Source organism: Citrobacter sp. C6_1 (genome assembly GCF_014596835.2).
GTDB lineage: Bacteria > Pseudomonadota > Gammaproteobacteria > Enterobacterales > Enterobacteriaceae > Citrobacter > Citrobacter pasteurii.
On the sequence record NZ_CP115031.1, the window covers coordinates 3,540,749 to 3,567,182 of the forward strand.

Genomic DNA, 26,434 nt, shown 5'->3' on the forward strand with positions numbered 1-26,434 from the left:
TTTATTGCAAAAAGTCCGTTTATGGTCTCTACAAAATCATAAAACGAACAACATGATGAATTTACATGCGTTACCCACTTCCCCTCATCGTTGGCGATGTTATGATGGCGGGAATTTTCTCTAACCATACAATTTAGATTCGCTGAGAGCCCTGGCATGTTTAAAAAAATCCTCTTTCCTTTAGTCGCTCTGTTTATGTTGGCTGGCTGCGCAACTCCGCCCACTACCATCAACGTATCGCCGAAAATTACCCTGCCACAGCAGGATCCGAGTCTGATGGGCGTGACTGTCAGCATCAACGGTGCCGACCAGCGTCAGGATCAGGCACTGGCAAAAGTCACCCGCGACAATCAACTGGTTACTCTGACCGCGTCCCGCGATCTGCGCTTCCTGCTGCAAGAAGTGCTGGAAAAACAGATGACTGCACGCGGTTATATGGTGGGTCCAAACGGTGCAGTTAACCTGCAAATCATCGTAAGCCAGCTTTACGCTGACGTGTCTCAGGGTAGCGTGCGCTATAACATCGCCACCAAAGCAGACATCGCCATTATTGCAACGGCTGCCAACGGTAACAAGATGACCAAAAACTACCGTGCAAGCTACTCTGTTGAAGGCGCATTCCAGGCCTCTAACAAAAATATTGCTGATGCCGTTAACAGCGTCTTGACCGACACCATCGCTGATATGTCCCAGGACACCAGCGTTCACGATTTCATCAAACAGAACGCTCGCTAATTTAAGCCCCCTGACCCGGCATTTCGCCGGGTCAGCTTTTAATGCCCATGTCCAATCACTATTTACGTATTTTTCAGCAACCAAAATCAGCGATTCTGCTGATGTTAGGTTTTGCTTCCGGTTTACCGCTCGCCCTGACCTCCGGTACGCTTCAGGCGTGGATGACGGTCGAAAATATCGATCTGAAAACTATCGGTTTCTTTTCTCTGGTCGGCCAGGCCTACGTATTTAAGTTTCTCTGGTCCCCGGTAATGGACCGCTATACCCCACCGTTTTTAGGTCGTCGTCGCGGTTGGCTGTTGACTACCCAGGTATTGCTTCTTATATCCATCGCCGCGATGGGTTTTCTGGAACCTGGAACGCAGTTACGCTGGATGGCGGCACTCGCAGTGGTGATCGCATTTTGTTCGGCGTCGCAGGATATTGTTTTTGACGCCTGGAAAACAGACGTTTTACCGGCAGAAGAACGCGGTACCGGTGCAGCAATCAGCGTGCTGGGCTATCGTTTAGGGATGCTGGTTTCCGGCGGGCTGGCACTGTGGATGGCCGACCGCTGGCTCGGCTGGCAAGGTATGTACTGGCTGATGGCCGCGCTACTGATTCCCTGCATTATCGCCACCCTGTTAGCGCCCGAACCCACTGACACCATTCCAGTGCCTAAAACATTGGAACAAGCGGTTGCTGCGCCGCTGCGTGACTTTTTTGGTCGTAACAACGCCTGGCTGATTTTGCTGCTCATTGTGCTGTATAAGCTCGGTGATGCCTTCGCTATGAGCCTGACCACCACCTTTTTGATCCGCGGCGTCGGATTTGATGCGGGTGAAGTCGGCGTGGTGAATAAAACGCTGGGGCTGCTGGCAACCATCGTTGGCGCACTCTATGGCGGGATCCTAATGCAGCGCCTTTCGCTGTTCCGCGCATTGCTGATATTCGGCATCCTACAGGGGGCGTCAAATGCAGGTTACTGGCTACTGTCCATCACTGACAAACACATGTTCAGTATGGCGGCCGCCGTCTTCTTTGAAAACCTGTGTGGCGGGATGGGCACGGCGGCGTTTGTCGCCTTATTAATGACGCTGTGTAATAAATCGTTCTCCGCAACCCAGTTTGCCCTGCTCTCTGCCCTTTCGGCTGTTGGTCGCGTCTATGTGGGCCCAGTGGCAGGTTGGTTCGTCGAAGCGCACGGATGGCCAACGTTTTATCTGTTTTCCGTGTTTGCCGCGATCCCTGGACTCCTGCTGCTGCTGGTTTGCCGCCAGACGCTGGAACATAGCTGGCAAAATGAGAGTTTTATTCCACGCACAGAGTTCCGTGGGGCATACAATCTGGCTTTGATGACGCTAGTAGCGGGCTGCTGTTTGCTGGCTGTTTGGCTGTTGCTGCTCACCATGAACGCGCTGGATTACACCAACTTCTCTTTCCTGGCGGGGCTGCTTGAAGTCTCAGTCGCGGTCGTCATCTGTGGCGTCGTATTTGGTGGGTTACTGGACTATCTTGCACTACGAAAAACACGTCTGATGTAATTTTTCACATTAATTTGGCCGTTGTAATCACCTTGCGTAATTATAACGGCCAAATAAACAGCAGTTAATGAAAATAATATTTGTTGTTTTGTGCGCCATAGAATTTGGAAATTATTGACTCCTTTTATAAATTCTATTTTCCTTACTCGATTCAGCCGAATCAGATTTATTTTTTGTTCATCATTTGTCTTTTTATTGATAATCAATTGTTAAACAATTGTTTTATTTTAGTATTGGTTATACCAATTGCCCTCAGCCTGTCCCCCGTCTGCCTGCTTTCGTTATAACGTGATGTCGCAACAGGTTCTTAAAGCCAAAGCGACATATATTGCAACATATGTGACATGCACGGCAGAACCCAGTAACACAGATCCAAGGATGTTTACAGTAATGTAACCTTCCCGTAAAATGCCCTCACACTTTAAACGCCACCCGGTCCCGTGGAATTGAGGTCGTTAAATGAGACTCAGGAAATACAATAAAAGTTTGGGATGGTTGTCATTAATTGCAGGCACTGCGTTACTCAGTGGCTGTAATTCTGCGCTGCTTGACCCTAAAGGACAGATTGGACTGGAACAACGTTCACTGATACTGACGGCATTTGGCCTGATGTTGATTGTCGTTATTCCTGCCATCTTGATGGCTGTTGGTTTTGCCTGGAAGTATCGTGCAAGCAATAAAGATGCGAAGTACAGCCCGAACTGGTCACACTCCAATAAAGTGGAAGCTGTGGTCTGGACGGTGCCGATCTTAATCATCATTTTCCTTGCCGTACTGACCTGGAAAACCACTCACGCTCTTGAGCCAAGCAAACCGCTGGCGCATGACGAGAAGCCCATTACCATCGAAGTGGTTTCCATGGACTGGAAATGGTTCTTCATCTATCCGGAACAGGGTATCGCTACCGTGAATGAAATCGCCTTCCCGGCGAATACTCCGGTTGAGTTCAAAGTGACATCCAACTCCGTGATGAACTCCTTCTTTATCCCGCGTCTGGGTAGCCAGATTTATGCCATGGCCGGTATGCAGACTCGACTGCATCTGATCGCCAACGAAGTCGGTACTTATGATGGTATCTCCGCAAGCTATAGCGGACCAGGCTTCTCCGGCATGAAGTTCAAGGCTATCGCAACAAAGGACCGCGCCGAATTCGACCAATGGGTTGCTAAAGCTAAACAGTCCACGAACACCATGAGCGACATGGCTGCGTTCGAGAAAGTGGCTGTGCCAAGCGAATACAACCAGGTGGAATACTTCTCCAACGTGAAACCCGATTTGTTTAAAGACGTTATTAACAAATTTATGGCTCACGGTAAGAGCATGGACATGACCCAACCCGAAGGTGAGCACAACGCACACGAAGGCATGGAAGGCATGGACATGAGCCACGCGGAATCCGCTCACTAAGGGGCCGAGGAAGAATACGATGTTCGGAAAATTGACGCTGGATGCAGTGCCGTTCCATGAACCCATTGTCATGGTTACGATCGCTGCCATTATCATCGGTGGTGCGGCCTTACTGGGCCTAATCACTTACTTCGGTAAGTGGACCTACCTGTGGAAAGAGTGGCTGACTTCGGTTGACCACAAACGCCTTGGCATCATGTATGTCATCGTCGCAATCGTCATGTTGATTCGTGGCTTTGCCGACGCCATCATGATGCGTAGTCAGCAAGCGCTGGCTTCTGCAGGTGAAGCGGGCTTCCTGCCTCCTCACCACTACGACCAGATCTTCACGGCTCACGGCGTGATCATGATCTTCTTCGTGGCAATGCCATTTGTTATCGGTCTGATGAACCTGGTGGTTCCGCTGCAGATCGGCGCACGTGACGTTGCGTTCCCATTCCTGAACAACCTGAGCTTCTGGTTCACCGTTGTCGGCGTAATCCTGGTTAACCTGTCTCTGGGCGTAGGTGAATTTGCTCAGACCGGTTGGCTGGCGTATCCGCCGCTCTCGGGAATAGAGTACAGTCCAAGCGTCGGGGTCGATTATTGGATATGGGCAGTCCAGTTGTCCGGTATTGGTACAACGCTGACCGGTATCAACTTCTTTGTGACCATCATTAAGATGCGTGCGCCAGGTATGACCATGTTCAAGATGCCGGTATTCAGTTGGGCGTCTCTGTGTGCGAACATCCTGATTATCGCTTCTTTCCCAATCCTGACTGTCACCGTCGCGTTGCTGACCCTGGATCGCTATCTGGGCACCCATTTCTTTACCAACGATATGGGCGGCAACATGATGATGTACATCAACCTGATTTGGGCCTGGGGCCATCCGGAAGTGTACATTCTGGTTCTGCCGGTCTTCGGGGTATTCTCCGAAATCGCTGCAACCTTCTCGCGTAAACGCCTGTTTGGTTACACCTCGCTGGTGTGGGCAACCGTGTGTATCACCGTTCTGTCGTTCGTTGTTTGGCTGCACCACTTCTTCACCATGGGTGCAGGCGCTAACGTAAACGCCTTCTTCGGTATTACCACCATGATTATCGCCATCCCGACCGGGGTGAAGATCTTCAACTGGCTGTTCACCATGTATCAGGGCCGTATCGTATTCCACTCAGCGATGCTGTGGACGATTGGCTTTATCGTGACCTTCTCAGTCGGCGGTATGACCGGCGTACTGCTGGCGGTGCCGGGTGCGGACTTCGTACTGCACAATAGTCTGTTCCTGATTGCGCACTTCCATAACGTTATCATCGGCGGCGTCGTATTTGGCTGCTTCGCAGGTATGACCTACTGGTGGCCAAAGGCGTTTGGCTTCACGCTGAACGAAACCTGGGGTAAACGCGCATTCTGGTTCTGGATCATCGGCTTCTTCGTGGCATTTATGCCGCTGTACGTGCTGGGCTTCATGGGGATGACCCGTCGTCTCAGCCAGCAGATTGACCCTCAGTTCCATCCAATGCTGGTCGTTGCCGCCTGCGGTGCTGCACTGATTGCACTGGGTATCCTGTGCCAGCTGATTCAGATTTACGTTTCTATTCGCGAGCGCGAGCAGAACCGTGACCTGACCGGTGACCCATGGGGTGGCCGTACGCTGGAGTGGGCAACCTCTTCCCCGCCTCCGTTCTATAACTTTGCCGTTGTGCCGCACGTTCACGAGCGTGATGCCTTCTGGGAAATGAAAGAAAAAGGTGAAGCGTACAAGCAGCCTGCGCACTATGAAGAAATTCATATGCCGAAGAACAGCGGTGCCGGTATCGTCATTACCGCCTTCGCGACACTGTTTGGTTTCGCCATGATCTGGCATATCTGGTGGCTGGCGATTGCAAGCTTCGCAGGCATGATCATCAGCTGGATTGTGAAAAGCTTTGATGAAGACGTGGATTACTACGTGCCGGTCCCGGAAGTCGAAAAACTGGAAAACCAGCATTTCGATGAGATTACTAAGGCAGGGCTGAAAAATGGCAACTGATACTTTAACGCACGCGACTGCCCACGCGCACGAACACGGGCACCACGATGCAGGCCAGACCAAGATCTTCGGATTTTGGATCTACCTGATGAGCGACTGCATTCTGTTCTCTATTCTGTTTGCAACCTATGCCGTTCTGGTGAACGGCACCGCAGGTGGCCCAACAGGTAAGGACATTTTTGAACTGCCGTTCGTTCTGGTTGAAACATTCCTGCTGTTATTCAGCTCCATTACTTACGGCATGGCGGCTATCGCTATGTACAAGAACAACAAGAGCCAGGTTATTTCCTGGCTGGCGTTGACCTTCTTGTTCGGTGCCGGATTCATCGGGATGGAACTCTATGAATTCCATCACCTGATTGTTAACGGTATGGGCCCGGATCGCAGCGGCTTCCTGTCTGCGTTCTTCGCGCTGGTCGGCACGCACGGTCTGCACGTCACCTCCGGTCTTATCTGGATGGCGGTGCTGATGGTGCAGGTGGCTCGTCGCGGCCTGACCAGTACTAACCGTACCCGCATCATGTGCCTGAGCCTGTTCTGGCACTTCCTGGATGTGGTATGGATCTGTGTGTTCACTGTTGTTTATCTGATGGGGGCGATGTAATGAGTCATGCTAACGAGAGCGGCGGCGCATCCCATGGCAGCGTAAAAACCTACATGACAGGTTTTATCCTGTCGATCATCCTGACGGTCATTCCGTTCTGGATGGTGATGACAGGTTCTGCCTCTCCGGCCGTCATTCTGGGAACTATTCTGGCAATGGCAGTGGTACAGATTCTGGTGCACCTGGTGTGCTTCCTGCACATGAATAGCAAATCTGATGAAGGTTGGAACATGACGGCCTTTGTCTTTACTGTGCTAATCATCGCCATCCTGGTTGTGGGCTCCATCTGGATTATGTGGAACCTTAACTACAACATGATGATGCACTAAGAGCGGCGATTATGATGTTTAAGCAATACCTGCAAGTAACGAAACCAGGCATCATCTTTGGCAACCTGATCTCGGTGATTGGGGGGTTCCTGCTGGCCTCGAAAGGCAGCATTGATTATCCCCTGTTTATCTACACGCTGGTTGGGGTGTCACTGGTTGTGGCGTCGGGTTGTGTATTTAACAACTACATCGACAGGGATATCGACAGGAAGATGGAGAGGACCAAAAACCGCGTGCTGGTTAAAGGTCTGATTTCCCCTGCGGTCTCACTGGTATACGCCACCCTGCTGGGTATTGCTGGCTTTATGCTGCTGTGGTTTGGCGCGAACCCTCTGGCCTGCTGGCTGGGGGTAATGGGCTTCGTGGTCTATGTGGGCGTCTATAGCCTGTACATGAAGCGCCATTCCGTTTATGGCACGCTGATTGGCTCACTCTCCGGCGCAGCACCACCGGTGATTGGCTACTGCGCCGTAACCGGTGAGTTCGATAGCGGTGCGCTGATTCTGCTGGCTATTTTCAGCCTGTGGCAGATGCCGCACTCTTACGCGATAGCGATTTTCCGCTTTAAGGATTATCAGGCTGCCAACATCCCAGTACTGCCGGTGGTGAAAGGCATTTCAGTCGCGAAAAACCATATCACGCTGTACATCATCGCATTTGCTATCGCCACGCTGATGCTAACCCTGGGCGGCTATGCAGGTTATAAATACCTGATTGTTGCTGCGGCGGTGAGCGTCTGGTGGTTGGGCATGGCGCTGCGCGGTTATAAAGTGGAAGATGACAAAGTCTGGGCGCGCAAGCTGTTCGGTTTCTCCATCATCGCCATTACCGCGCTTTCCGTGATGATGTCCGTCGACTTTATGGTGCCAAACTCGCAGAACCTGCTGACTTACGTCTGGTAAAATCTGCTGATACGAAAAGGGTGCTTCGGCACCCTTTTTTATTACTATGCAGTTTGGAGAGCATTAGGTCTCGTCTTTTTGTTTATCATCCCAGACCTCAAACAGCCATTTCCCCGCTTCAGCCGACTCAGCAAACATCCTTACGGTTAACGGTATGCGCGTTGCTTCCACTTCTTCTCGGTTAGCCTTGAACCACCGAGTCAGAAGAGGCGTGTTTTCCCAAGGATAATAACAAGCCCAATTTACCTCCGATAAATCAATATTAAACATCTTCCTGTACTTTCGTAATGCGTCGTATAAGTCATCACCGGGGGCCTCAAACAAATCTGAATCGAGTTCTAAAGGAACCTCTTTCCAGTTTTCATCCAAATACCCAGGTATTTCTTCCCTGAAAAGCGTTAACACATCGTCTTGAATACTCATTAGAATGATATCCATCGGAAACAGTCATCAATAGGAAGCAATTGGTTATATTTATCGCGAAATACCATTTTCCTTTTCCCTCTTTCCATTAGAAATAACCACAAAAAGACTACACCTGAAATTATCGCAAGTAAATTAGTTACATGTGTAATTATTGCAATTTTCCCACAACACAATTCCACATATCGTAGAGGTTTACCGCACTCCTTCCCCGCTTTACACTAGGCGCGAAATTAATACAGAGGTGGGAATGAACGATTACAAAATGACGCCCGGTGAGTTGCGCGCCACCTGGGGTTTAGGGACCGTATTCTCGTTGCGCATGCTTGGCATGTTTATGGTTCTGCCGGTTCTGACCACGTACGGTATGGCGCTACAGGGCGCCAGTGAAGCGCTGATAGGCCTTGCCATCGGCATTTACGGCCTGGCACAGGCCGTCTTCCAGATCCCCTTTGGTCTGCTTTCTGACCGCATTGGCCGTAAGCCGCTTATTGTCGGCGGACTGGCGGTATTCGTTCTCGGCAGCGTGATTGCCGCGCTCTCCGATTCAATCTGGGGAATAATTCTTGGCCGCGCCCTACAAGGCTCTGGCGCGATTGCCGCCGCCGTGATGGCGCTGCTTTCCGACTTAACCCGCGAGCAAAACCGCACCAAAGCGATGGCGTTTATCGGCGTCAGCTTTGGTATCACCTTTGCCATTGCGATGGTGCTGGGGCCAATCGTTACCCATGCGCTGGGGCTCCACGCGCTGTTCTGGATGATTGCCGCCCTTGCCACCACCGGTATCGTGCTGACCATTTGGGTCGTTCCCAATAGCACCAGCCATGTGCTGAATCGCGAGTCGGGGATGGTAAAAGATAGTTTCAGCAAAGTGCTGGCGGAGCCCAAACTGCTGAAGCTTAATTTTGGCATCATGTGCCTGCACATTTTGCTGATGTCCACTTTCGTCGCGTTACCAGGACAACTGGCGAAAGCCGGTTTCCCCGCCGCAGAACACTGGAAAATTTATCTGGTGACGATGCTGCTGTCCTTTGTTTCCGTGGTGCCGTTCATCATTTACGCCGAAGTGAAGCGCAAGATGAAACGCGTATTCCTCGCCTGCGTGTTACTGATCCTTATTGCAGAGATTGTATTGTGGAGCGCTAACATTCGTTTCTGGGGTCTGATTGCGGGCGTGCAGATTTTCTTCCTCGCCTTTAACCTGATGGAAGCCCTTCTCCCCTCGCTTATCAGCAAAGAATCACCTGCAGGTTATAAAGGCACGGCGATGGGCGTTTACTCCACCAGCCAGTTTCTTGGCGTGGCGATTGGCGGTTCACTCGGTGGTTGGGTGGTCGAAATGTTTGATGGTCAGGCCGTATTCCTGGCTGGCGCGCTGCTGGCAGCCATTTGGTTACTGGTGGCAAGCACAATGAAAGAACCGCCGTACGTCAGCAGCCTGCGCGTGGAAATCCCACCAGAGATTGCCGCGGATGACACGTTGAAGCAGCGTCTGCTGGCGAAAGAAGGGATAAGCGAAGTGTTAATTGTGGCGAAGGAGCATTCGGCCTACGTGAAAATCGACAGCAAAGTCACCAATCGATTTGAGGTTGAGCAGGCCATAAGCCAGGCGTGAAGATTGCCGGATGGCGACTATCGTCTTATCCGGCCTACAAATAGCGTGTGCGACCTGTAGGCCGGCTCAGGCATTACGACTTAATCGCGGAAGTTTTTAAACTGGAACGGCTGGCCGAGATCACCACCGCGAACCAACGCCATGACGGATTGCAGATCGTCACGCGCCTTACCGGTCACACGAATTTCTTCACCCTGAATCTGCGCCTGCACCTTCAGCTTGCTGTCTTTGATCAGCTTAACGATTTTCTTTTGCACCGCACTTTCAATGCCCTGCTTCAGCTTAGCTTCAACAAACCAGGTTTTACCGCTGTGCACGAAAGTTTCTGGTACGTCCAGCGAGGTGCCTTCAATACCGCGTTTCAGCAGCTTGGCACGCAAAATATCCAGCAGCTGATTAACCTGAAAATCAGACTCGCTCAGCACCTTAATCGTCTTATTTGACTCATTCAGCTCAAAAGTGGCTTCAACGCCACGAAAATCAAAGCGTGACTCGACTTCACGGCTGGCGTTATCCACCGCGTTACGGGCTTCCTGAAGATCAACTTCAGAGACAATATCGAAAGATGGCATCTTTTCCTCTCCCTTCATTTTTGATGCGAAGCATAATACCTGCAAAGTTACTCAACAGACAGCGCTATACTAGGCTGTATCCTTTCATTGTACGTGGTAGTGACATCTGCGAACAATAATGGGGTGCGGTCGATATGGATTAACACCTGGTGCTGTTGCAGGTGAGGAGGAAGAATGAAAATTACCGTACTGGGATGTGGAGCGTTAGGACAGCTATGGCTTACAGCGCTGTGCAAACATGGACATGAGGTGCAAGGGTGGCTGCGCGTACCGCAACCCTACTGCAGCGTAAACCTGATCGACACGGATGGGTCAGTTTTTAATGAATCCCTGACGGCAAACGACCCCGACTTTTTGGCAAAAAGCGACCTGCTGCTGGTCACCCTGAAAGCCTGGCAGGTTTCTGATGCGGTAAAAGGCCTGGCCGCAATTCTGCCCGAAACCACGCCCATTCTGTTAATTCACAACGGCATGGGGACGATTGAAGAGTTACATAACATTAAGCAACCCTTGCTGATGGGAACCACCACCCACGCAGCACGCCGTGACGGGAACGTCATCATTCATGTCGCTCAGGGAACAACGCGTATTGGGCCGGCGCGTGAGCAAGACGGCGATTTCAGCTATCTGGCTGAAACCCTGCAAGAGGTGCTGCCGGACGTCGCCTGGCACAACACTATTCGCACCGAGCTATGGCGCAAGCTGGCCGTCAACTGCGTCATTAACCCGCTGACCGCATTATGGGATTGCCCAAACGGTGAGTTACGCCATCATCCTGAAAAAATAGCGCTCATCTGCGAGGAAGTGGCAGCGGTCATCGAACGCGAAGGCCACCACACATCAGCGGATGATTTACGCTATTATGTCGAGCAAGTGATTGACAGTACGGCGGAAAATATCTCATCTATGCTGCAGGACATTCGCGCCATGCGTCATACCGAGATCGACTACATTACCGGTTATTTGTTAAAACGCGCACGCGCGCACGGCATCGCCGTCCCGGAAAACGCCCGCCTGTTTGAAATGGTTAAAAGAAAGGAAAGTGAGTATGAGCGCTCAAGCACTGGTATGTCTCGCCCCTGGTAGTGAAGAAACCGAAGCGGTGACTACTATCGATCTGCTGGCTCGCGGCGGAATTAAGGTCACAACCGCCAGCGTCGCCAGCGATGGCGACCTGACTATAGTGTGCTCACGGGGAGTAAAACTACTGGCGGATGCGCCATTAGTCGACGTTGCCGACGGCGATTTTGACATTATCGTACTGCCTGGTGGCATTAAAGGCGCCGAGTGTTTTCGCGACAGCCCTCTGCTGGTCGAAACCGTGAAACAGTTTCATCGCTCCGGGCGCATTGTCGCAGCAATTTGCGCCGCTGCCGCCACCGTCCTCGTCCCACACGATATTTTCCCCATCGGAAATATGACGGGCTTCCCGGCGCTGAAAGACAAGATCCCCGCTGACCAGTGGCAGGACAAACGCGTCGTGTGGGATCCGCGCGTTAACCTGTTAACCAGCCAGGGACCGGGAACCTCAATCGATTTCGGTTTAAAGATTATTGATCTGCTGGTGAGTCGCGAAAAAGCCCACGAGGTGGCGTCACAACTGGTGATGGCTGCGGGAATTTATAACTACTACGAGTAAGTGAGCTTGCCGGATGGTTGCTGCCATCCGGCAAAAGATTTAGAACCAGGGCGCCCCGCTCATGACATTACTGTAAAACAGCATTCTTCCCGCCAACTCTCCCGTCGCAATTAACGCCACCCACGCCCAGCTCTGTGTACCATAGTTCAGGCGCGATATTCCCCATATAGCAACGCAAATACTGGCAAATAACTGCCACCAAAGCAGAGGGCTTGACGCATCAGCGCCAGGGATATGATAGCGGAACCACAACCCACTCGTGGACAACACGATTCCAATTATAATCCCCGCATTGCATACCTTTGAAGAGGATTTATACCAATAACCGCACGCCACCGCCACGCTCATAAAACCAAGCAACACCGCCGTTGCCAGAAAGCCAAGCGGCGTGGCTAGAGTATGCCAAAGCGGGTGTAGTGCCATTTGGTAATAGACCTGAGACGTCACAAAAATTGACACCAGGCCAACAAGCGCCGTTACGCCCCCCAGAAGATTCACTCCCGGGTGCCCAGGCTTGAGCCAGCATAGCACTAGCCAACAAAATATTACGGCATTCAATACGATAAATGCCACCACTTCCCGGCTCAACCAGGATATTCCCAACCCAGCTATTGAACGGTATGCGCCAGTAGGTGTTCCCAAGTGTACAAGGGATGCCAAAGAACCCAGCACAGTGATGACCCAAAATAACAACGCCAGCCGACGATATTGTTCAGCATTGAATTTCAGCGTGCCAAAATTCTGACACAATGTTAGTGCCAGAACACCGCCAATCCCCCATTGAGCGAAGACCGTAAAAAAGACCAATGGCAATTCATAGTGTTCCATTTCTCTCTCCTCAGTCCCGTGGCGCAATAATCACAATATTGGGCTTACTAATATTGTGATCTGGCAGATTGTAACGCTTCTCCAGTACCGTCCACTGTGTTGTATGTTCTTTGCGAAGTTCGTCTATATCACCAAACCGTAATACACTCGCAGGACAAGATTCCACACAGCGTGGTTGCAACCCTTCATCCAGTCGTTCTGCACACAGATTACATTTACTGGTTTTCCCCTCTTGCGCATCATAAACTGGCGCACTCCAGGGGCAGGCCATAATACACATTCGGCAACCAATACAACGGTCATGGTCCTGGACAACAATACCGTCAGCCCGTTTGGTATAGGTTCCGGCAGGGCACACTTTCATACACTGAGGATCGTCGCAGTGATTGCATGACATACTGATAAATGCTTGAGTATTGGGCTCATCGGTACAACGCTCACGTACCCGGCGCCATAGCACGCCAAGCGGCGTCATATTTTCCGATTTACAGGCCATACTGCAGGTCTTACAGCCATAGCAGTTCTGCATATCGATAAGAAATCCATACTGTTTAGCCATGGTTATGCCTCCCTTCTAACGTCAACCAGCGTGCTGTTACAACAGTGTCCATTACCCAGCAGCTCGACCTGATCGTTGGTGACATGGCTGCTACTCCCACCCTGTTGCTCCCACCAACCGTTATCCAGGCTCACAACCCCCCGTTTTATATGCGTCGTAACATCAGCAATTGCCCTGTGCTCTCCACGATGATTGAAAACAACAACCCACTCTCCGGCTTGGATCTGACGATTACGGGCATCTTCGGGATGAATCATCACATTCGGACGATTGCGTTGAATTTCTAGGATCCATTCATTCATACCGTGGCTCGAATGTACGCTACGTGCCAGTTTGCGCTGTACCGCCATTAACGGATACTTGCTTGCCAGTTCAGGCGAACCTTTCACCGACTCTTTCACCTGTTTCCAGGTCACCACCGGCAAGAAGTCCTTTTTGGCCCATTCCTCAATATAAAAATGTGCCTTTCCGGTTGAGGTACGAAACTTCCCATCCTTAAAGGGGATCCAATCCTCTTCAACGGGACATACCGGCCCTTTCTTCAGCATCTCACGGTTGATACCTGAACCTTTGAGACAAGTATCGATGTAATGCTCAATGGGCTGGTTAAAGACTTCGCCAAACCCAAAACGCTCGGCCAGACGTGCAAAAATCCAGTAATCCGGTTTAGCTTCTCCCGGAGGCTCTACCGCTTTCTCCATGAGTTGTACATAATGGCTGCGTACCCCCGCCATTAAACTGACATCTTCAAAAATAGTTGTCACGGGAAGTACCAGATCGGCATACAGTGCAGACGAACTCATCAGGTTGTCCGCAACCACCACAAACGGTACTTTTTTAAAGGCTTCTCTGACCTGGTTTGTATTCGGCAACTGTGTCATCGCGCCCAGCGTCATATTCCACCAGAATTTAATCGAGTGTGGTTTTTCGTGAACAATCCAGTCCCCAATTTTGGAAATGGGGATTGATGGAATTTTGGCTGCATTGGGGGCCGGGGGGATGATGGGTGAAAAATTCGCCATTTGCCTGACCCCACCCGCATCACAGACCCCGGCACCAGGCTTGCCGATATTGCCGGTTATCAACGCCAGATAAAATTGGCTGGCTGCTACGTAAGTACCAAACTCGGTTCTCTGCGCACCAGACATATTCTGAACAATCATCGCAGGTTGCGTAGAAGCATAGTCTCGCGCCAGTCGTAACACAGTTTGCGCTGGCACATCTGTTTCTTCCTCTACTTTCTGCGCTGTCCAGGGCTTCGCCTGCGCCCAAACGTTATCCAGTACGGTAGAGAAATCGCTCCCGTCGGGCAGTTCATCATTCAGCAACGCAGGCACGACGCCTGGCGCATCATGTCGCTTCACGCTTTGTGTCAGGGTATCAAACACCAGATAGCTGTCTGTATCCTGCGGATCGGCTCGCATCAATTTCTGGTGTCCATCAACCAGATAAACCGCACCGGTACGTGCCCGCAGAAAATCCGCGTCATAGCGTTTTTCTTGCATAATAATGTTGATCATCCCCAACGCCAGTGCGATATCCGTCCCCGGCACGATAGGCACCCACTCATCCGCTTTTGCTGCAGTTTCGTTAAATCGCGGATCGATGACCACCATTCGCGCCCCGTTACGTTGCGCGCATGAATATTCCTTGAAGTAAGCATGCATCGTGACGGCCGGGTTATTACCCCAGCAAAGGATATAACGACTTTCCTGTATGGTGTCGCGAGTATCAGCATACCGTAACCCCACCATGGGCATCATCGCAGCAGTGACGGCAGCGCAACATAACGAGCCGACATGCTTTGTCGACCCGCCAAGATAATCAAAAAAAGCTTTACCCATATCATTTTTGATAGAGTCCATATTCCCTGAAGCGGCGGTGAGTAATAGGCCTTTATTGCCATCAGTCGCGATTGTTTCCCTGATTTTCTTTTCAATAAGATCCAGCGCAGCATTCCAGGATATCGGCTTAAATTTTCCCTCACCTTTTTCCCCTGTACGCAGCAAGGGTTGCGTCAAACGTAACGGGTGGTAGACCCATTTCGTGCGGCTAATTCCCCGTAAACAACACTTCACGTTAAAGCCTTTCGTCGCTTCAATTTTCATTAAGCGATTTTTCCAGACATAGGCCGTCAGGTTGCAGTGCAAACATTCCATTGCACAAGTCGAACGAAATGTCTGGTAATCCGATTGCTTAAGACGAAACCGGGGCAAAGGATCACCATTGGCCTGACGTAACCCCAGAAAAGTTGGCCCTAATGCCGCTAGCCCCACTACACCGAACCCTTTTAACAGAGTTCTTCTTTTTAAACGTATATTGCTCAAAGCATCCATGATCTTGCCTCCACAAGAGTTCACCATTAGTGAATCATCGTTCACCAATAATCAACTTGAGGCATATCAAGATCTAATCACTTAGAGGTAGCCATCTTTTTGAATCGCGAAGGCAGTAATGGTTTCTGACTCAATGGTATAATCACGAGATATCTAAAAAAGAGAACGAATATGGCTGAAACATCGCAAGGGGTAAATTCGGTTGATATCGCCGTTAGCATTTTGACGTTTGTCGCCAGCCAGAATGGTCAGGCAAGAGCAATTGATATCGCCGCAGGATGTGATCTGTCGAAAAGCCGTTTACACAAGTATCTGGTCTCACTATGCCGAACCGGCATGCTATGCCAAAACGAAAAGGGTCTTTATTGCATGGGGACAACCGCGCTACAACTGGCAGGAAGTCACGCGACGAGACGCGACACAATAAGTGAACTCAATGCGGTATTGATTACGTTTCGCGATACCTTTAATCATTCGACCGGCGTTGTTGCTGCCTCTGACAAAGGGTTAGTACTCAAACACTACAACCGTAGTTTCCGTAACGTCGATATTGATTTTCTGCCCAATACACCAGTCCCGCTGCATGCCAGCGCTGCAGGCCAGATCTTTATGAGTTATTCCAGTTACCAGGCGCAGAATAACGCTCAGACAAAATTGATTGAACAGGTAATAGCTCAGGGCTATGCCGTGCGGTACAACCCCACACAGGGGATCCCAGGGGCGCAATCTATAGCTTGTCCGCTTCAGAACAATAAAGGCGAGCTCATTGCTATTGCGGTTACAATGGGATTTTTCAGCGCCGAAGCCATCCCGCAGATTGCCAATCAACTGATTAACAGCGTCGCCACGCTCCAGCCACAAAATTAGTGCTGCCCCGGCACAGAAAGCCGGGGCAAACTACGATTACGGGCGATACACCTTCACGTTTTCAAAGCCCTGCTCGCGCAGATAAAGCGCCTGCAGACGGCTCATCACCCCGCGTTCACACCACAGCAGCCAGGTTTTGCTCTGGTCCAAATCGCCGAATTTGGTGCTCAACTTGTAGAACGGCAGAGAAACGACGTCCACACCGTCAACCTTCAGCGGTTTGTCATCCTGTTCATCCACAGAGCGGATATCCAGAATCACATCGTTCGGGCCGAAGCCGCTCACGGTTTCCACTTCCACCACAGTCTGCTGCGTCTGCTGGGCGATATCACGAATATCGATATTGTTCGCTTCTTCAACCACTTTATCGAGGATCGAGAAATCGAAGTTTTCTTCTTCGGCCTCAATCTTCGCCTTAATTGCTTTCACCGTCGGGCTTTTTGAAATCACGCCGCAGTATTCCGGCATGGTACGAGCAAAGTCCTCGGTACCAATTTCACGCGCCAGATTGATAATGTGCTCTTTATCATGGGAGATCAGCGGGCGCAGGATCAGGGTGTCTGAAACGTTATCGATCAGGCGCAGGTTGGTCAGCGTCTGGCTGGAGACCTGGCCCAGCGCTTCACCGGTTACCAGCGCCTGAACGCCGTAGCGCTCAGCCACTTTCGACGCCGCGCGTACCATCATGCGTTTGAGGACCACGCCCATCTGGCCGTCGTCGACTTTCTCCAGGATCTCACCGACTACCGGCTCAAAGTTGATAGCAACAAAGCGTACGCGATGTGAGCTACCAAAGCGGTTCCACAGATAATGCGCCACCTGGCGAACGCCGATTTCATGCGCAGCGCCGCCAAGGTTGAAGAAGCAATAGTGCACGCGGCAGCCACGACGCATCAGCATGTAGCTGGACACGCCGGAGTCGAAACCACCGGAGATCAGCGACAGTACGTCTTCCTGCGTCCCAATTGGGAAACCGCCGATACCTTCATAGCGGCCTTTAACCAGCAGCAGGCGGTCGTTTTCGATTTCAAGATTAACCGTCACGTCCGGCTTCGTCAGCTTCACGCGCGCGGATTCAATATGCTGGTTCAGTCCACCGCCCACATAACGTTCCACCTCAATGGAGCTAAACTCATGCTTGCCACGGCGCTTGACGCGCACACAGAAGGTTTTTCCTTCCAGTTGATCGCGGTATTGCACCAGCGCTTTCTCGAAAATATCGTGCATATCGGTAAACGGCACGTCTTCTACTTCGAGAATATGGTGAATACCCGGGATTCGGGTCAGCGCGTCGCGAATGTCCAGGCGCTGGCTTTCATCTTTGGCGCGAACCTCAACGTGATCCCAGTGACGGACAACGGCAAGGTCTTCATCATAGTGCTTTAAAACGTTACGAATGTTCCCTGTCAGAATTTTTATAAAGCGCAAACGCACAGATTGGCTTTTGATGGTGATTTCTGGGAACAATTTAATGATAAACTTCATGGCGGCAATGGTTCTTTGGCAAGTCTGAATGACTTGTAATGGGAAAAAATACAGCAGCCCACACCCTGCGGCTGCATCCAGGCGCGCAAGTATACCACCATCATGGTCATCCTGTGCACATCGCCTTACCATTGCGCGTTATTTGCTTATCAGTGCGAGTCCGTTACCATAGTCTTGTGCTGTCAATACAGAGAGTCAGACATTCATTATGCCGAAGAAAAATGAAGCGCCCGCCAGTTTTGAAACAGCGCTGAGCGAGCTGGAACAGATTGTCACCCGTCTGGAAAGCGGCGATTTGCCGCTGGAAGAGGCGCTGAACGAATTCGAACGTGGCGTACAGCTGGCACGTCAGGGACAAGTCAAATTGCAACAGGCTGAACAGCGCGTGCAAATCCTGCTGTCAGAAACTGAAGACGCCGCCCTCACGCCTTTTACACCGGATAATGAGTAAATGGATTTTACGCAGCAGCTACAGGCTTGCGTTGAGCAGGCTAACCAGGCACTGAGCCGTTTTATCGCGCCATTGCCCTTTCAGAACACTCCCGTGGTCGAAACCATGCAATATGGCGCATTATTAGGCGGCAAACGTCTGCGCCCGTTTTTGGTGTATGCGACCGGTCAGATGTTTGGCGTGAGCCTGAGTACGCTTGATGCCCCCGCCGCCGCGGTTGAGTGCATCCATGCCTATTCACTGATGCACGACGATTTACCCGCGATGGACGACGATGATCTGCGTCGCGGTCTGCCGACCTGCCACGTCAAGTTTGGCGAGGCGAATGCGATTCTGGCAGGTGATGCGCTGCAAACGCTGGCATTCTCTATCATCAGCGACGCCCCGATGCCGGAAGTCACCGACCGTGACCGCATCGCGATGATCTCTGAACTGGCTCAGGCCAGCGGTATCGCCGGTATGTGCGGCGGCCAGGCGTTGGATCTGGCAGCTGAAGGGCATCAGGTTGAGCTGGATGCGCTGGAGCGTATTCACCGCCACAAAACCGGGGCATTGATTCGCGCCGCCGTTCGTCTGGGTGCGTTAAGCGCAGGTGATAAAGGGCGAGAATGCCTGGCAATACTCGACAAATACGCCGAAAGTATCGGTCTGGCCTTCCAGGTTCAGGATGACATACTGGATGTGGTAGGCGATACTGCAACATTGGGTAAACGTCAGGGTGCCGACCAGCAGCTTGGCAAAAGTACCTATCCTGCACTTCTGGGTCTTGAGCAAGCCCGGAATAAAGCCCGGGATTTAATTGAGGATGCCCGCCGGTCGTTAAGTTTGCTGGTCGCACAATCTCTCGATACCTCGGCACTGGAAGCGCTAGCGGACTACATAATCCAGCGTGATAAATAAACCAACATATCCAATGAGCTTGCGATGAGTTTTGATATAGCCAAATACCCGACCCTGGCGTTGGTCGACTCCACCCAGGAGTTACGCCTGCTGCCAAAAGAGAGCCTGCCTAAGCTTTGCGACGAACTGCGCCGCTATTTACTCGACAGCGTGAGCCGTTCCAGCGGGCACTTCGCCTCTGGTCTGGGCACGGTGGAACTCACCGTCGCGCTGCACTATGTCTACAATACCCCGTTCGACCAGTTAATCTGGGATGTGGGACATCAGGCTTATCCGCACAAAATCCTGACCGGCCGCCGCGATAAAATCGGCACCATTCGTCAGAAAGGCGGTTTGCATCCGTTCCCGTGGCGCGGTGAGAGCGAGTATGACGTCCTGAGCGTTGGGCACTCTTCAACCTCCATCAGCGCGGGTATTGGTATTGCGGTGGCCGCCGAGAAAGAAGGCAAAGAGCGCCGTACCGTATGTGTGATTGGTGATGGTGCCATCACCGCAGGGATGGCGTTTGAAGCGATGAACCACGCGGGCGATATTAGGCCCGACATGCTGGTTATCCTCAACGACAACGAAATGTCGATTTCAGAGAACGTCGGCGCGCTGAACAATCATCTGGCACAGCTGCTCTCTGGCAAACTCTACTCCTCGCTGCGCGAAGGCGGGAAGAAAGTCTTCTCCGGCGTGCCGCCGATTAAAGAGCTGCTCAAACGTACCGAAGAACACATCAAAGGCATGGTTGTGCCGGGTACGCTGTTTGAAGAGCTGGGCTTTAACTATATCGGCCCGGTAGACGGTCACGACGTGCTGGGTCTTATCACCACGCTGAAGAACATGCGCGATCTGAAAGGTCCACAGTTCCTGCACATCATGACCAAAAAAGGTCGTGGTTACGAGCCGGCGGAAAAAGATCCGATTACCTTCCACGCGGTACCAAAATTCGATCCATCCAGCGGATGTCTGCCGAAAAGCAGCGGCGGCCTGCCGAGCTATTCAAAAATCTTCGGTGACTGGCTGTGTGAAACCGCGGCGAAAGACAATAAGCTGATGGCAATCACCCCGGCGATGCGCGAAGGCTCCGGTATGGTGGAGTTTTCCCGTAAATTCCCGGATCGCTACTTCGACGTGGCTATTGCCGAGCAGCATGCAGTGACCTTTGCTGCAGGCCTGGCGATTGGTGGTTATAAACCCATCGTCGCTATCTATTCCACGTTCCTGCAACGCGCCTACGATCAGGTGCTGCACGATGTCGCCATTCAGAAACTGCCGGTACTGTTCGCCGTTGACAGAGCAGGAATCGTGGGTGCCGATGGGCAAACCCACCAGGGTGCGTTCGATCTCTCCTTCCTGCGCTGCATCCCGGAAATGGTCATTATGACCCCGAGCGATGAGAACGAATGTCGCCAAATGTTGTTTACCGGCTATCACTATAACAACGGCCCAACGGTGGTACGTTATCCACGCGGTACTGCCGTAGGTGTTGAGCTGACGCCGCTGGAGCAATTGCCTATCGGTAAAGGTATCGTCAAGCGTCACGGTGAGAAACTGGCGATTCTTAACTTTGGCACCCTGATGCCGGAAGCGGCTCAGGTCGCGGAATCGCTGAACGCCACGCTGGTCGATATGCGCTTCGTGAAACCGCTGGATGAGGCACTAATCCTGGAAATGGCAGCACAGCACGACGTGCTGGTGACGATTGAAGAAAACGCCATTATGGGCGGCGCAGGTAGCGGTGTAAACGAAGTGCTGATGGCGCATCGTAAGCCGGTTCCGGTACTGAACATCGGTCTGCCTGACTTCTTCATTCCCCAGGGAACCCAGGACGAAGCGCGCGCCGAACTGGGCCTGAATGCAGCCGGCATTGAGGCCAAAATCAAGGCCTGGCTGGCATAATCCCCTCTCCGCTCCTGCTATGCTTAACTCATCACGAGCTAAACATAGCAGGAGTGGATTGATGAAATACAATACCTTAGGAAAAACAGACCTTCGGGTCTCCCGTCTTTGCCTGGGTTGCATGACGTTTGGCGAACCCCATCGCGGCAATCACGCCTGGACGCTACCTGAAGAAAGCAGCCGTCCGATAATCAAACATGCCCTTGAGGGCGGTATTAACTTTTTTGATACCGCCAACAGCTACTCCGCTGGCAGCAGCGAAGAGATTGTCGGCCGCGCGCTGCGTGATTTCGCCCGCCGTGAAGATGTCGTGGTCGCTACCAAGGTTTTTCATCAGGTTGATGACTTAGCGGAAGGATTATCCCGCGCACAAATCCTGCGCTCGATCGACGACAGCCTTAAACGTCTGGGTATGGACTATGTCGACATCCTGCAAATTCACCGCTGGGATTACAACACGCCGATCGAAGAAACGCTGGAAGCGCTGAATGACGTCGTTAAAGCCGGTAAAGCGCGCTATATCGGCGCCTCATCCATGCACGCTTCGCAATTTGCTCAGGCACTGGCCTTACAGAAACAACACGGCTGGGCGCAGTTCGTTAGCATGCAGGATCACTACAATCTGATCTACCGCGAAGAAGAACGCGAAATGCTGCCGCTTTGCTATCAGGAAGGCGTCGCGGTGATCCCATGGAGTCCGCTGGCACGTGGTCGCCTGACGCGCCCGTGGGGAGAAACCACTGCACGTCTGGTTTCCGATGAAGTCGGCAAAAACTTGTACAAAGAAAGTGATGAAAACGACGCGCAAATTGCCGCACGGCTGACCGGTATCAGTGAGGAACTAGGCGTAACGCGTGCACAGGTCGCGCTGGCCTGGCTGTTAAGCAAACCAGGCGTCGCCGCGCCGATTATCGGTACGTCGCGTGAGGAACAACTGGATGAGTTGCTTAATGCGGTTGATTTAACGCTGAAACCAGAGCACATTGCCGAGCTGGAAACGCCGTACAAACAGCATCCGGTGGTGGGATTTAAATAAGTATTGGCGATGGCTAATTGCAGGCCCGATAAGCATAGCGCATCCGGCACTGATTGCCCGATGGCGCGACGCTTATCGGGCCGTTTGTAGGCCGGATAAGGCATTTACGCCGCCATCCGGCAAACCCGTTAAATGATCCCTACCGGCCAGTGATGACCGATAAAATACAAAATTCCGGCCGAGAGTATCCCGGCCACAATATCATCGATCATGATCCCCGTACCGCCATGCACGTTGCGATCAAACCAGCGGATCGGCCACGGCTTCCACATATCCAGAATACGGAAAATCACAAAACCCGCGGCAACCCACTGCCAGTCGTTGGTTGGTAGCGCCATCAGGGTTATCCACATCCCGACAAACTCGTCCCAGACAATGCTGCCGTGATCGTGCACGCCCATATCTTTCGCCGTTTGATGGCACAGATAAACGCCAATACAGATAGACAACATGACCACCAGCGAATACAGCTGCCACGGCAGAAACGTCATTAAATACCAAAATGGGATCGCCGCCAGCGATCCCATGGTGCCCGGTACAATCGGGCTCAATCCACTGCCAAACCCGGTAGCCAGCAGATGCCACGGATTGCGCATGCTCAAACGGCTTTTTGCGACATCTTTTTTAAGGCGCGGCAAAATGGTCATATCCTTTCCAGTCAAACGTAACGGGCTTTCCATCACGCGTAAAATGAATGCCTTCCACATCCGCGCTCATCTGCCCGATACAGGTAAACGATGCGCCGAGATTCCCCAGCGCGACGTCCAGCGCGCCACGGTTAATTTCCGGTACGGTAAAGCATAACTCATAATCTTCACCACCCGAGAGCGCCCAGCGCAGCGCCTGTTCCGATTCCACGTGTTGGGCAAATGCCGAAGAGTAAGGCAGCGCATCAACGTTAACCCGCGCGCCGCAGCCGCTGGCATTAATAATGTGCCCGAGATCGGAGATCAGGCCGTCGGAAATATCGATAGCCGCACTGGCCAGGTCGCGCAGAGCTTGCCCTTGTAATATTCGCGGCGTGGGACGCAGGTGTCGCTTGAGCAGATAGTCGGCGTCTTGTGCATCTCCAACCTGCAACCGATTCTGTAAAATCGCCAGCCCCGCCGCACTGTCACCAGGCGTGCCGGTAACGTAAATCCAGTCTCCCGGTTTCGCCCCAGAGCGTTTTAAAGCCCGTCCAACCGGGACGTAGCCATGAATACCCAACGTCATCGACAGCGGCCCACGCGTGGTGTCACCGCCAATCAGCTGCATATCATAGTAATTCAGCAGTTCAAACAGGCCATCACTGAAAGCTTCAAGCCAGGCTTCATCGACGTCAGGCAATGTGATTGCCAGCGTCAGCCATGCCGGATCGGCCCCCATCGCCGCCAGATCGCTCAAGTTCACCGCCAGCGCTTTCCAGGCAAGGTCAGTGGGATCGATATCGGGGAGGAAGTGGTTGCCAGCCACCAGCGTATCGGTGCTGATCGCCAGCGTCTGTTTTTCAGGGATGTTCAGAAGTGCGCAATCGTCGCCAATACCGGTTTCGACATCAAGACGAGAGCTTCTTACGCGGTCAAAATAACGGGCAATCAGGGAAAACTCGCCACATGCCATACGTTATGCCTCAGCAGGAAAAAAGAAAAAGCCGGGGACAGTGGAAACAGGTTCCACCCTCCAGCCGGCCTCGGGATCACTTTTTGTTGGGGCGAATCACAGGTGCTGCTTTATCCAATACGCCGTTGACGAATTTGTGGCTATCTTCAGCGCCGAAGGTTTTCGCCAGTTCAATCGCTTCGTTAATGGCCACTTTGTACGGCACATCGCTACGTTTAGACAGTTCAAACAGCGCAATACGCAGCACGGCTTTTTCTACCTGACCCAGCTCTTCCAACAGGCGAGACAGGTAAGGCTTCATCAGTCCATCCAGGTACGCGCTGTTAGTCGCCACCCCGGACAGCAGTTCACGGAAATACAGAACGTCGACATCTTTTACGTCCTGTTCCGCCAGGAACTGGTATTCAACATCAGCGATGTCGTTCTGGGACAACTGCCAGGAGTAGAGCGCCTGGACGGCACACTCACGGGCGCGGCGACGAGCAGCAGGTTTCACGGATTTCCCCTTACAAAAATCAGGCCTTGATGGCTTTCAATACATTAATCATTTCAAGCGCAGTCAGTGCAGCTTCTGCGCCTTTGTTGCCGGCTTTAGTGCCAGCACGTTCGATGGCTTGTTCAATACTTTCGGTGGTCAGAACACCGAAGGCTACCGGAATGCCGCTGTCCTGAGCGACATGCGCCAGGCCATTGCTTGCACCGCCAGCCACATATTCGAAGTGCGCGGTACCGCCACGGATCACCGTACCGAGCGCAATCACCGCGTCGTATTTACCGGTTTTCGCCAGAGCGTCAGCCGCCAGCGGCAGCTCATAGGCACCTGGAACCCAAACAACGGTAATGTTTTCATCTTTAACCTGACCAATACGTTTCAGGGCGTCGATCGCACCTTCCAGCAGGCTGTCATTGATAAAGTTGTTGAAACGCGCAATGGTGATGGCGACGCGAGCGTCCGGGGTAGCAACGTTAGCTTCAATAATGTTCATATTCTTCCTTCGGGTTCGATTTATAGCCCCGTAAGGGGGGCGGATTTTATCATAATATTCTGTGCGCTGCTTCCTCTAAATCAGAAAGCCTCACGCAGTCGTTAAATGCAGGCAAACGTCCGGGCCCACCTGGCGTATCTCATTGAATTTGAAATGGGGGGCGTCAACCAGTTTCTCAAGGCCTGGAAGCACACATAATCCTCGCGCATCGCTGCCTAACAGTTTAGGTGCAACATAGACGATTAGCTCATCCACCACGCCGGCCTGCAATAACGCGCCAGCAAGCGTTGGACCAGCCTCAACCCAAATACTGTTAATTTGCTGCTTGCCCAGTTGCATCATCAGCACCACCAGATCCAGATGCCCGTTATGTTCCGGCACCTTCAGGCTACGCACCGTTTCCGGCCAGCTGCGAGGGTCGTCTTTAGTCCGGACAATCCAGGTTTCTCCTGGCTGTTGCACAATACGGTGCTCCGGCGTGACCTGATTCTGGCTATCAAGAACAATGCGGATCGGCTGACGCAGATTTTCCTGCGGGTAACTGGCCTGGGTAGACTCTCCAAGCTCCGACCAACGCACGGTAAGCTGAGGGTCGTCGGCTAAAACCGTAGCACTGCTGGTTAAAATGGCATGGCTTTGCGCGCGCAAGCGTTGCACATCGCAGCGCGCCTGTGGTGAGGTAATCCACTGGCTTTCACCGCTGGCCATCGCCGTACGGCCATCAAGCGACGCGCCAAGCTTAAGCTGCACGTAGGGGAATCCCGTACGCATACGCTTAAGGAAGCCTTTATTAAGCTGTTCAACCTCGCTCATCATCAGCCCGTGGCTGACGTCAATGCCCGCCTGCTGCAAACGATAGAGCCCACGGCCTGCTACCTGCGGATTAGGATCCTGCATCGCGGCAACCACACGTGACACGCCTGCAGCAATCAGCGCATCGCAGCACGGCGGCGTACGGCCATGGTGGCTACAAGGTTCAAGCGTGACATAGGCGGTTGCCCCTTGCGCTTTTTCTCCCGCCATCCGCAGGGCATGGACTTCGGCATGTGGCTCGCCCGCGCGGTGATGATACCCTTCACCGACGATCTCCCCATCTTTAACAATCACGCAGCCCACGTTGGGATTGGGGTGAGTGGTAAAACGTCCGCGCGCAGCAAGCTTCAGCGCGCGCGCCATGTACAATTCATCCTGCATGGCTTAGTCCTGTAGGCGAGCAATCTCTTCGCCAAATTCTTTGATATCTTCGAAACTCCGGTACACCGAGGCAAAGCGGATGTAGGCGACTTTATCGAGTTTTTTCAACTGCTCCATAACCAGGTTGCCAATCATCTTGCTCGGCACCTCACGCTCGCCAGTCGCACGCAGTTGTGATTTGATATGGTTCAACGCCATTTCGACGTCATCAGAGCTAACCGGGCGTTTCTCAAGCGCTCTGAGCATGCCGCTGCGCAGCTTATCTTCATTAAAAGGTTCACGCACATCGTTGCTTTTCACAACGCGCGGCATGACAAGTTCAGCCACTTCAAAAGTGGTGAAACGTTCGTTACAGACCAGACACTGCCGACGGCGGCGTACTGAAGAGCCCTCGCCGACAAGACGAGAGTCAATTACCTTAGTGTCTACGGCGAAACAGAATGGGCAATGCATACGGCGTCCTGTACCTCAGTGGTTGAGCGGAATCTATTTTACCCTGAACTGGCGTGACAACAAAGGCGCAACGCTTTTGAGACAAAGGAT

The 26,434-nt window shown here is 52.2% G+C and carries 27 protein-coding genes; 15 read left to right on the forward strand and 12 right to left on the reverse strand.

Going from position 1 to position 26,434, the window contains the following annotated elements; genetic code table 11:
- Positions 1-156 precede the first annotated feature (156 nt).
- The 7 genes from IB196_RS17120 to cyoE all read left to right on the forward strand — a co-directional run bounded on the left by IB196_RS17120 (position 157) and on the right by cyoE (position 7,511).
- Positions 157-735, forward strand: coding sequence for a lipoprotein (locus IB196_RS17120; protein ID WP_005125164.1), 579 nt, complete (start codon positions 157-159; stop codon positions 733-735).
- A gap of 47 nt (positions 736-782) precedes the next feature.
- The gene (ampG, locus tag IB196_RS17125) at positions 783-2,258 is read left to right on the forward strand and encodes a muropeptide MFS transporter AmpG (protein ID WP_040232709.1); all 1,476 of its coding nucleotides are present in this window, start codon (positions 783-785) and stop codon (positions 2,256-2,258) included.
- A 459-nt stretch (positions 2,259-2,717) separates the two neighbouring features.
- On the forward strand, positions 2,718-3,665 hold the full coding sequence (cyoA, locus tag IB196_RS17130) for a cytochrome o ubiquinol oxidase subunit II (protein WP_003021613.1): 948 nt from the start codon (positions 2,718-2,720) through the stop codon (positions 3,663-3,665).
- 19 nt (positions 3,666-3,684) lie between these two features.
- The gene (gene cyoB, locus IB196_RS17135; protein ID WP_188231724.1) at positions 3,685-5,676 is read left to right on the forward strand and encodes a cytochrome o ubiquinol oxidase subunit I; all 1,992 of its coding nucleotides are present in this window, start codon (positions 3,685-3,687) and stop codon (positions 5,674-5,676) included.
- Complete coding sequence (locus IB196_RS17140; RefSeq protein ID WP_003021608.1) at positions 5,666-6,280, forward strand: cytochrome o ubiquinol oxidase subunit III; 615 nt, start codon at positions 5,666-5,668, stop codon at positions 6,278-6,280. The genes cyoB and IB196_RS17140 overlap by 11 nt, the downstream gene beginning before the upstream one ends.
- Positions 6,280-6,609, forward strand: a complete 330-nt coding sequence (locus IB196_RS17145) for a cytochrome o ubiquinol oxidase subunit IV (RefSeq protein WP_003021607.1) — start codon at positions 6,280-6,282, stop codon at positions 6,607-6,609. Before IB196_RS17140 ends, IB196_RS17145 begins: the two co-directional genes overlap by 1 nt.
- 11 nt (positions 6,610-6,620) lie before the next feature.
- The gene (gene cyoE, locus IB196_RS17150; RefSeq protein ID WP_003835956.1) at positions 6,621-7,511 is read left to right on the forward strand and encodes a heme o synthase; all 891 of its coding nucleotides are present in this window, start codon (positions 6,621-6,623) and stop codon (positions 7,509-7,511) included.
- A 63-nt stretch (positions 7,512-7,574) separates the two neighbouring features.
- Here cyoE and IB196_RS17155 read toward each other — a convergent pair whose 3' ends face one another.
- Positions 7,575-7,949 (reverse strand): DUF1493 family protein, encoded by a 375-nt coding sequence (locus IB196_RS17155; RefSeq protein WP_149691352.1) that lies wholly within the window; start codon positions 7,947-7,949, stop codon positions 7,575-7,577.
- Between the two features lie 235 nt (positions 7,950-8,184).
- Between IB196_RS17155 and IB196_RS17160 the strand changes: the two genes are divergently transcribed.
- Entirely contained in the window at positions 8,185-9,549 is a 1,365-nt protein-coding gene (locus tag IB196_RS17160) for an MFS transporter (RefSeq protein ID WP_005125155.1), read from the forward strand.
- An 80-nt stretch (positions 9,550-9,629) separates the two neighbouring features.
- Here IB196_RS17160 and IB196_RS17165 read toward each other — a convergent pair whose 3' ends face one another.
- A complete protein-coding gene (locus IB196_RS17165; protein WP_003831002.1) occupies positions 9,630-10,121 on the reverse strand; it encodes a YajQ family cyclic di-GMP-binding protein in 492 nt (163 codons plus the stop codon).
- Positions 10,122-10,295: 174 nt separating this feature from the next.
- Here IB196_RS17165 and panE point away from each other — a divergent pair, with 174 nt between their 5' ends.
- Positions 10,296-11,207: a 2-dehydropantoate 2-reductase gene (gene panE, locus IB196_RS17170; protein WP_005125154.1), complete on the forward strand. Its 912-nt coding sequence runs from the start codon at positions 10,296-10,298 to the stop codon at positions 11,205-11,207.
- Positions 11,170-11,760 (forward strand): protein deglycase YajL, encoded by a 591-nt coding sequence (yajL, locus tag IB196_RS17175; protein WP_005125153.1) that lies wholly within the window; start codon positions 11,170-11,172, stop codon positions 11,758-11,760. Before panE ends, yajL begins: the two co-directional genes overlap by 38 nt.
- Before the next feature lie 39 nt (positions 11,761-11,799).
- Here yajL and IB196_RS17180 read toward each other — a convergent pair whose 3' ends face one another.
- From IB196_RS17180 to IB196_RS17190, 3 genes are read right to left on the reverse strand one after another with little or no spacing between them, the layout of a single operon-like run.
- Positions 11,800-12,588 carry a DmsC/YnfH family molybdoenzyme membrane anchor subunit gene (locus IB196_RS17180; protein WP_005125152.1) on the reverse strand — a complete coding sequence of 263 codons (789 nt, stop codon included), beginning with the start codon at positions 12,586-12,588 and terminating at the stop codon, positions 11,800-11,802.
- A 10-nt stretch (positions 12,589-12,598) separates the two neighbouring features.
- Complete coding sequence (locus IB196_RS17185) at positions 12,599-13,147, reverse strand: 4Fe-4S dicluster domain-containing protein (RefSeq protein ID WP_005125151.1); 549 nt, start codon at positions 13,145-13,147, stop codon at positions 12,599-12,601.
- Positions 13,148-13,149: 2 nt separating this feature from the next.
- On the reverse strand, positions 13,150-15,483 hold the full coding sequence (locus IB196_RS17190; RefSeq protein ID WP_040232720.1) for a molybdopterin-dependent oxidoreductase: 2,334 nt from the start codon (positions 15,481-15,483) through the stop codon (positions 13,150-13,152).
- 171 nt (positions 15,484-15,654) lie between these two features.
- On the opposite strand from IB196_RS17190, the gene IB196_RS17195 reads away from it, so the two are divergent.
- Positions 15,655-16,350, forward strand: a complete 696-nt coding sequence (locus tag IB196_RS17195) for a helix-turn-helix domain-containing protein (protein ID WP_005125148.1) — start codon at positions 15,655-15,657, stop codon at positions 16,348-16,350.
- Positions 16,351-16,386: 36 nt separating this feature from the next.
- Here IB196_RS17195 and thiI read toward each other — a convergent pair whose 3' ends face one another.
- On the reverse strand, positions 16,387-17,835 hold the full coding sequence (thiI, locus tag IB196_RS17200; RefSeq protein WP_005125147.1) for a tRNA uracil 4-sulfurtransferase ThiI: 1,449 nt from the start codon (positions 17,833-17,835) through the stop codon (positions 16,387-16,389).
- A 208-nt stretch (positions 17,836-18,043) separates the two neighbouring features.
- Here thiI and xseB point away from each other — a divergent pair, with 208 nt between their 5' ends.
- From xseB to yajO, 4 genes are all read left to right on the forward strand, one after another.
- Positions 18,044-18,286 (forward strand): exodeoxyribonuclease VII small subunit, encoded by a 243-nt coding sequence (gene xseB, locus IB196_RS17205; protein ID WP_096759458.1) that lies wholly within the window; start codon positions 18,044-18,046, stop codon positions 18,284-18,286.
- A complete protein-coding gene (gene ispA / locus IB196_RS17210) occupies positions 18,287-19,186 on the forward strand; it encodes a (2E,6E)-farnesyl diphosphate synthase (protein WP_188231723.1) in 900 nt (299 codons plus the stop codon).
- A 24-nt stretch (positions 19,187-19,210) separates the two neighbouring features.
- A complete protein-coding gene (gene dxs, locus IB196_RS17215; RefSeq protein WP_005125143.1) occupies positions 19,211-21,073 on the forward strand; it encodes a 1-deoxy-D-xylulose-5-phosphate synthase in 1,863 nt (620 codons plus the stop codon).
- Between the two features lie 61 nt (positions 21,074-21,134).
- Positions 21,135-22,109 carry a 1-deoxyxylulose-5-phosphate synthase YajO gene (gene yajO / locus IB196_RS17220; RefSeq protein WP_188231722.1) on the forward strand — a complete coding sequence of 325 codons (975 nt, stop codon included), beginning with the start codon at positions 21,135-21,137 and terminating at the stop codon, positions 22,107-22,109.
- A gap of 128 nt (positions 22,110-22,237) precedes the next feature.
- On the opposite strand, the gene pgpA is transcribed toward yajO, so the two are convergent.
- From pgpA to nrdR, 6 genes are all read right to left on the reverse strand, one after another.
- The gene (gene pgpA / locus IB196_RS17225; protein ID WP_003021578.1) at positions 22,238-22,756 is read right to left on the reverse strand and encodes a phosphatidylglycerophosphatase A; all 519 of its coding nucleotides are present in this window, start codon (positions 22,754-22,756) and stop codon (positions 22,238-22,240) included.
- Positions 22,734-23,711, reverse strand: coding sequence for a thiamine-phosphate kinase (thiL, locus tag IB196_RS17230; RefSeq protein ID WP_005125140.1), 978 nt, complete (start codon positions 23,709-23,711; stop codon positions 22,734-22,736). The genes pgpA and thiL overlap by 23 nt, the downstream gene beginning before the upstream one ends.
- Before the next feature lie 76 nt (positions 23,712-23,787).
- A complete protein-coding gene (nusB, locus tag IB196_RS17235; RefSeq protein WP_000801129.1) occupies positions 23,788-24,207 on the reverse strand; it encodes a transcription antitermination factor NusB in 420 nt (139 codons plus the stop codon).
- Between the two features lie 19 nt (positions 24,208-24,226).
- Entirely contained in the window at positions 24,227-24,697 is a 471-nt protein-coding gene (gene ribE, locus IB196_RS17240) for a 6,7-dimethyl-8-ribityllumazine synthase (RefSeq protein WP_003021575.1), read from the reverse strand.
- Positions 24,698-24,787: 90 nt separating this feature from the next.
- Positions 24,788-25,891: a bifunctional diaminohydroxyphosphoribosylaminopyrimidine deaminase/5-amino-6-(5-phosphoribosylamino)uracil reductase RibD gene (ribD, locus tag IB196_RS17245; RefSeq protein WP_005125135.1), complete on the reverse strand. Its 1,104-nt coding sequence runs from the start codon at positions 25,889-25,891 to the stop codon at positions 24,788-24,790.
- A gap of 3 nt (positions 25,892-25,894) precedes the next feature.
- A complete protein-coding gene (gene nrdR, locus IB196_RS17250; RefSeq protein WP_016152032.1) occupies positions 25,895-26,344 on the reverse strand; it encodes a transcriptional regulator NrdR in 450 nt (149 codons plus the stop codon).
- Positions 26,345-26,434: the final 90 nt, after the last annotated feature.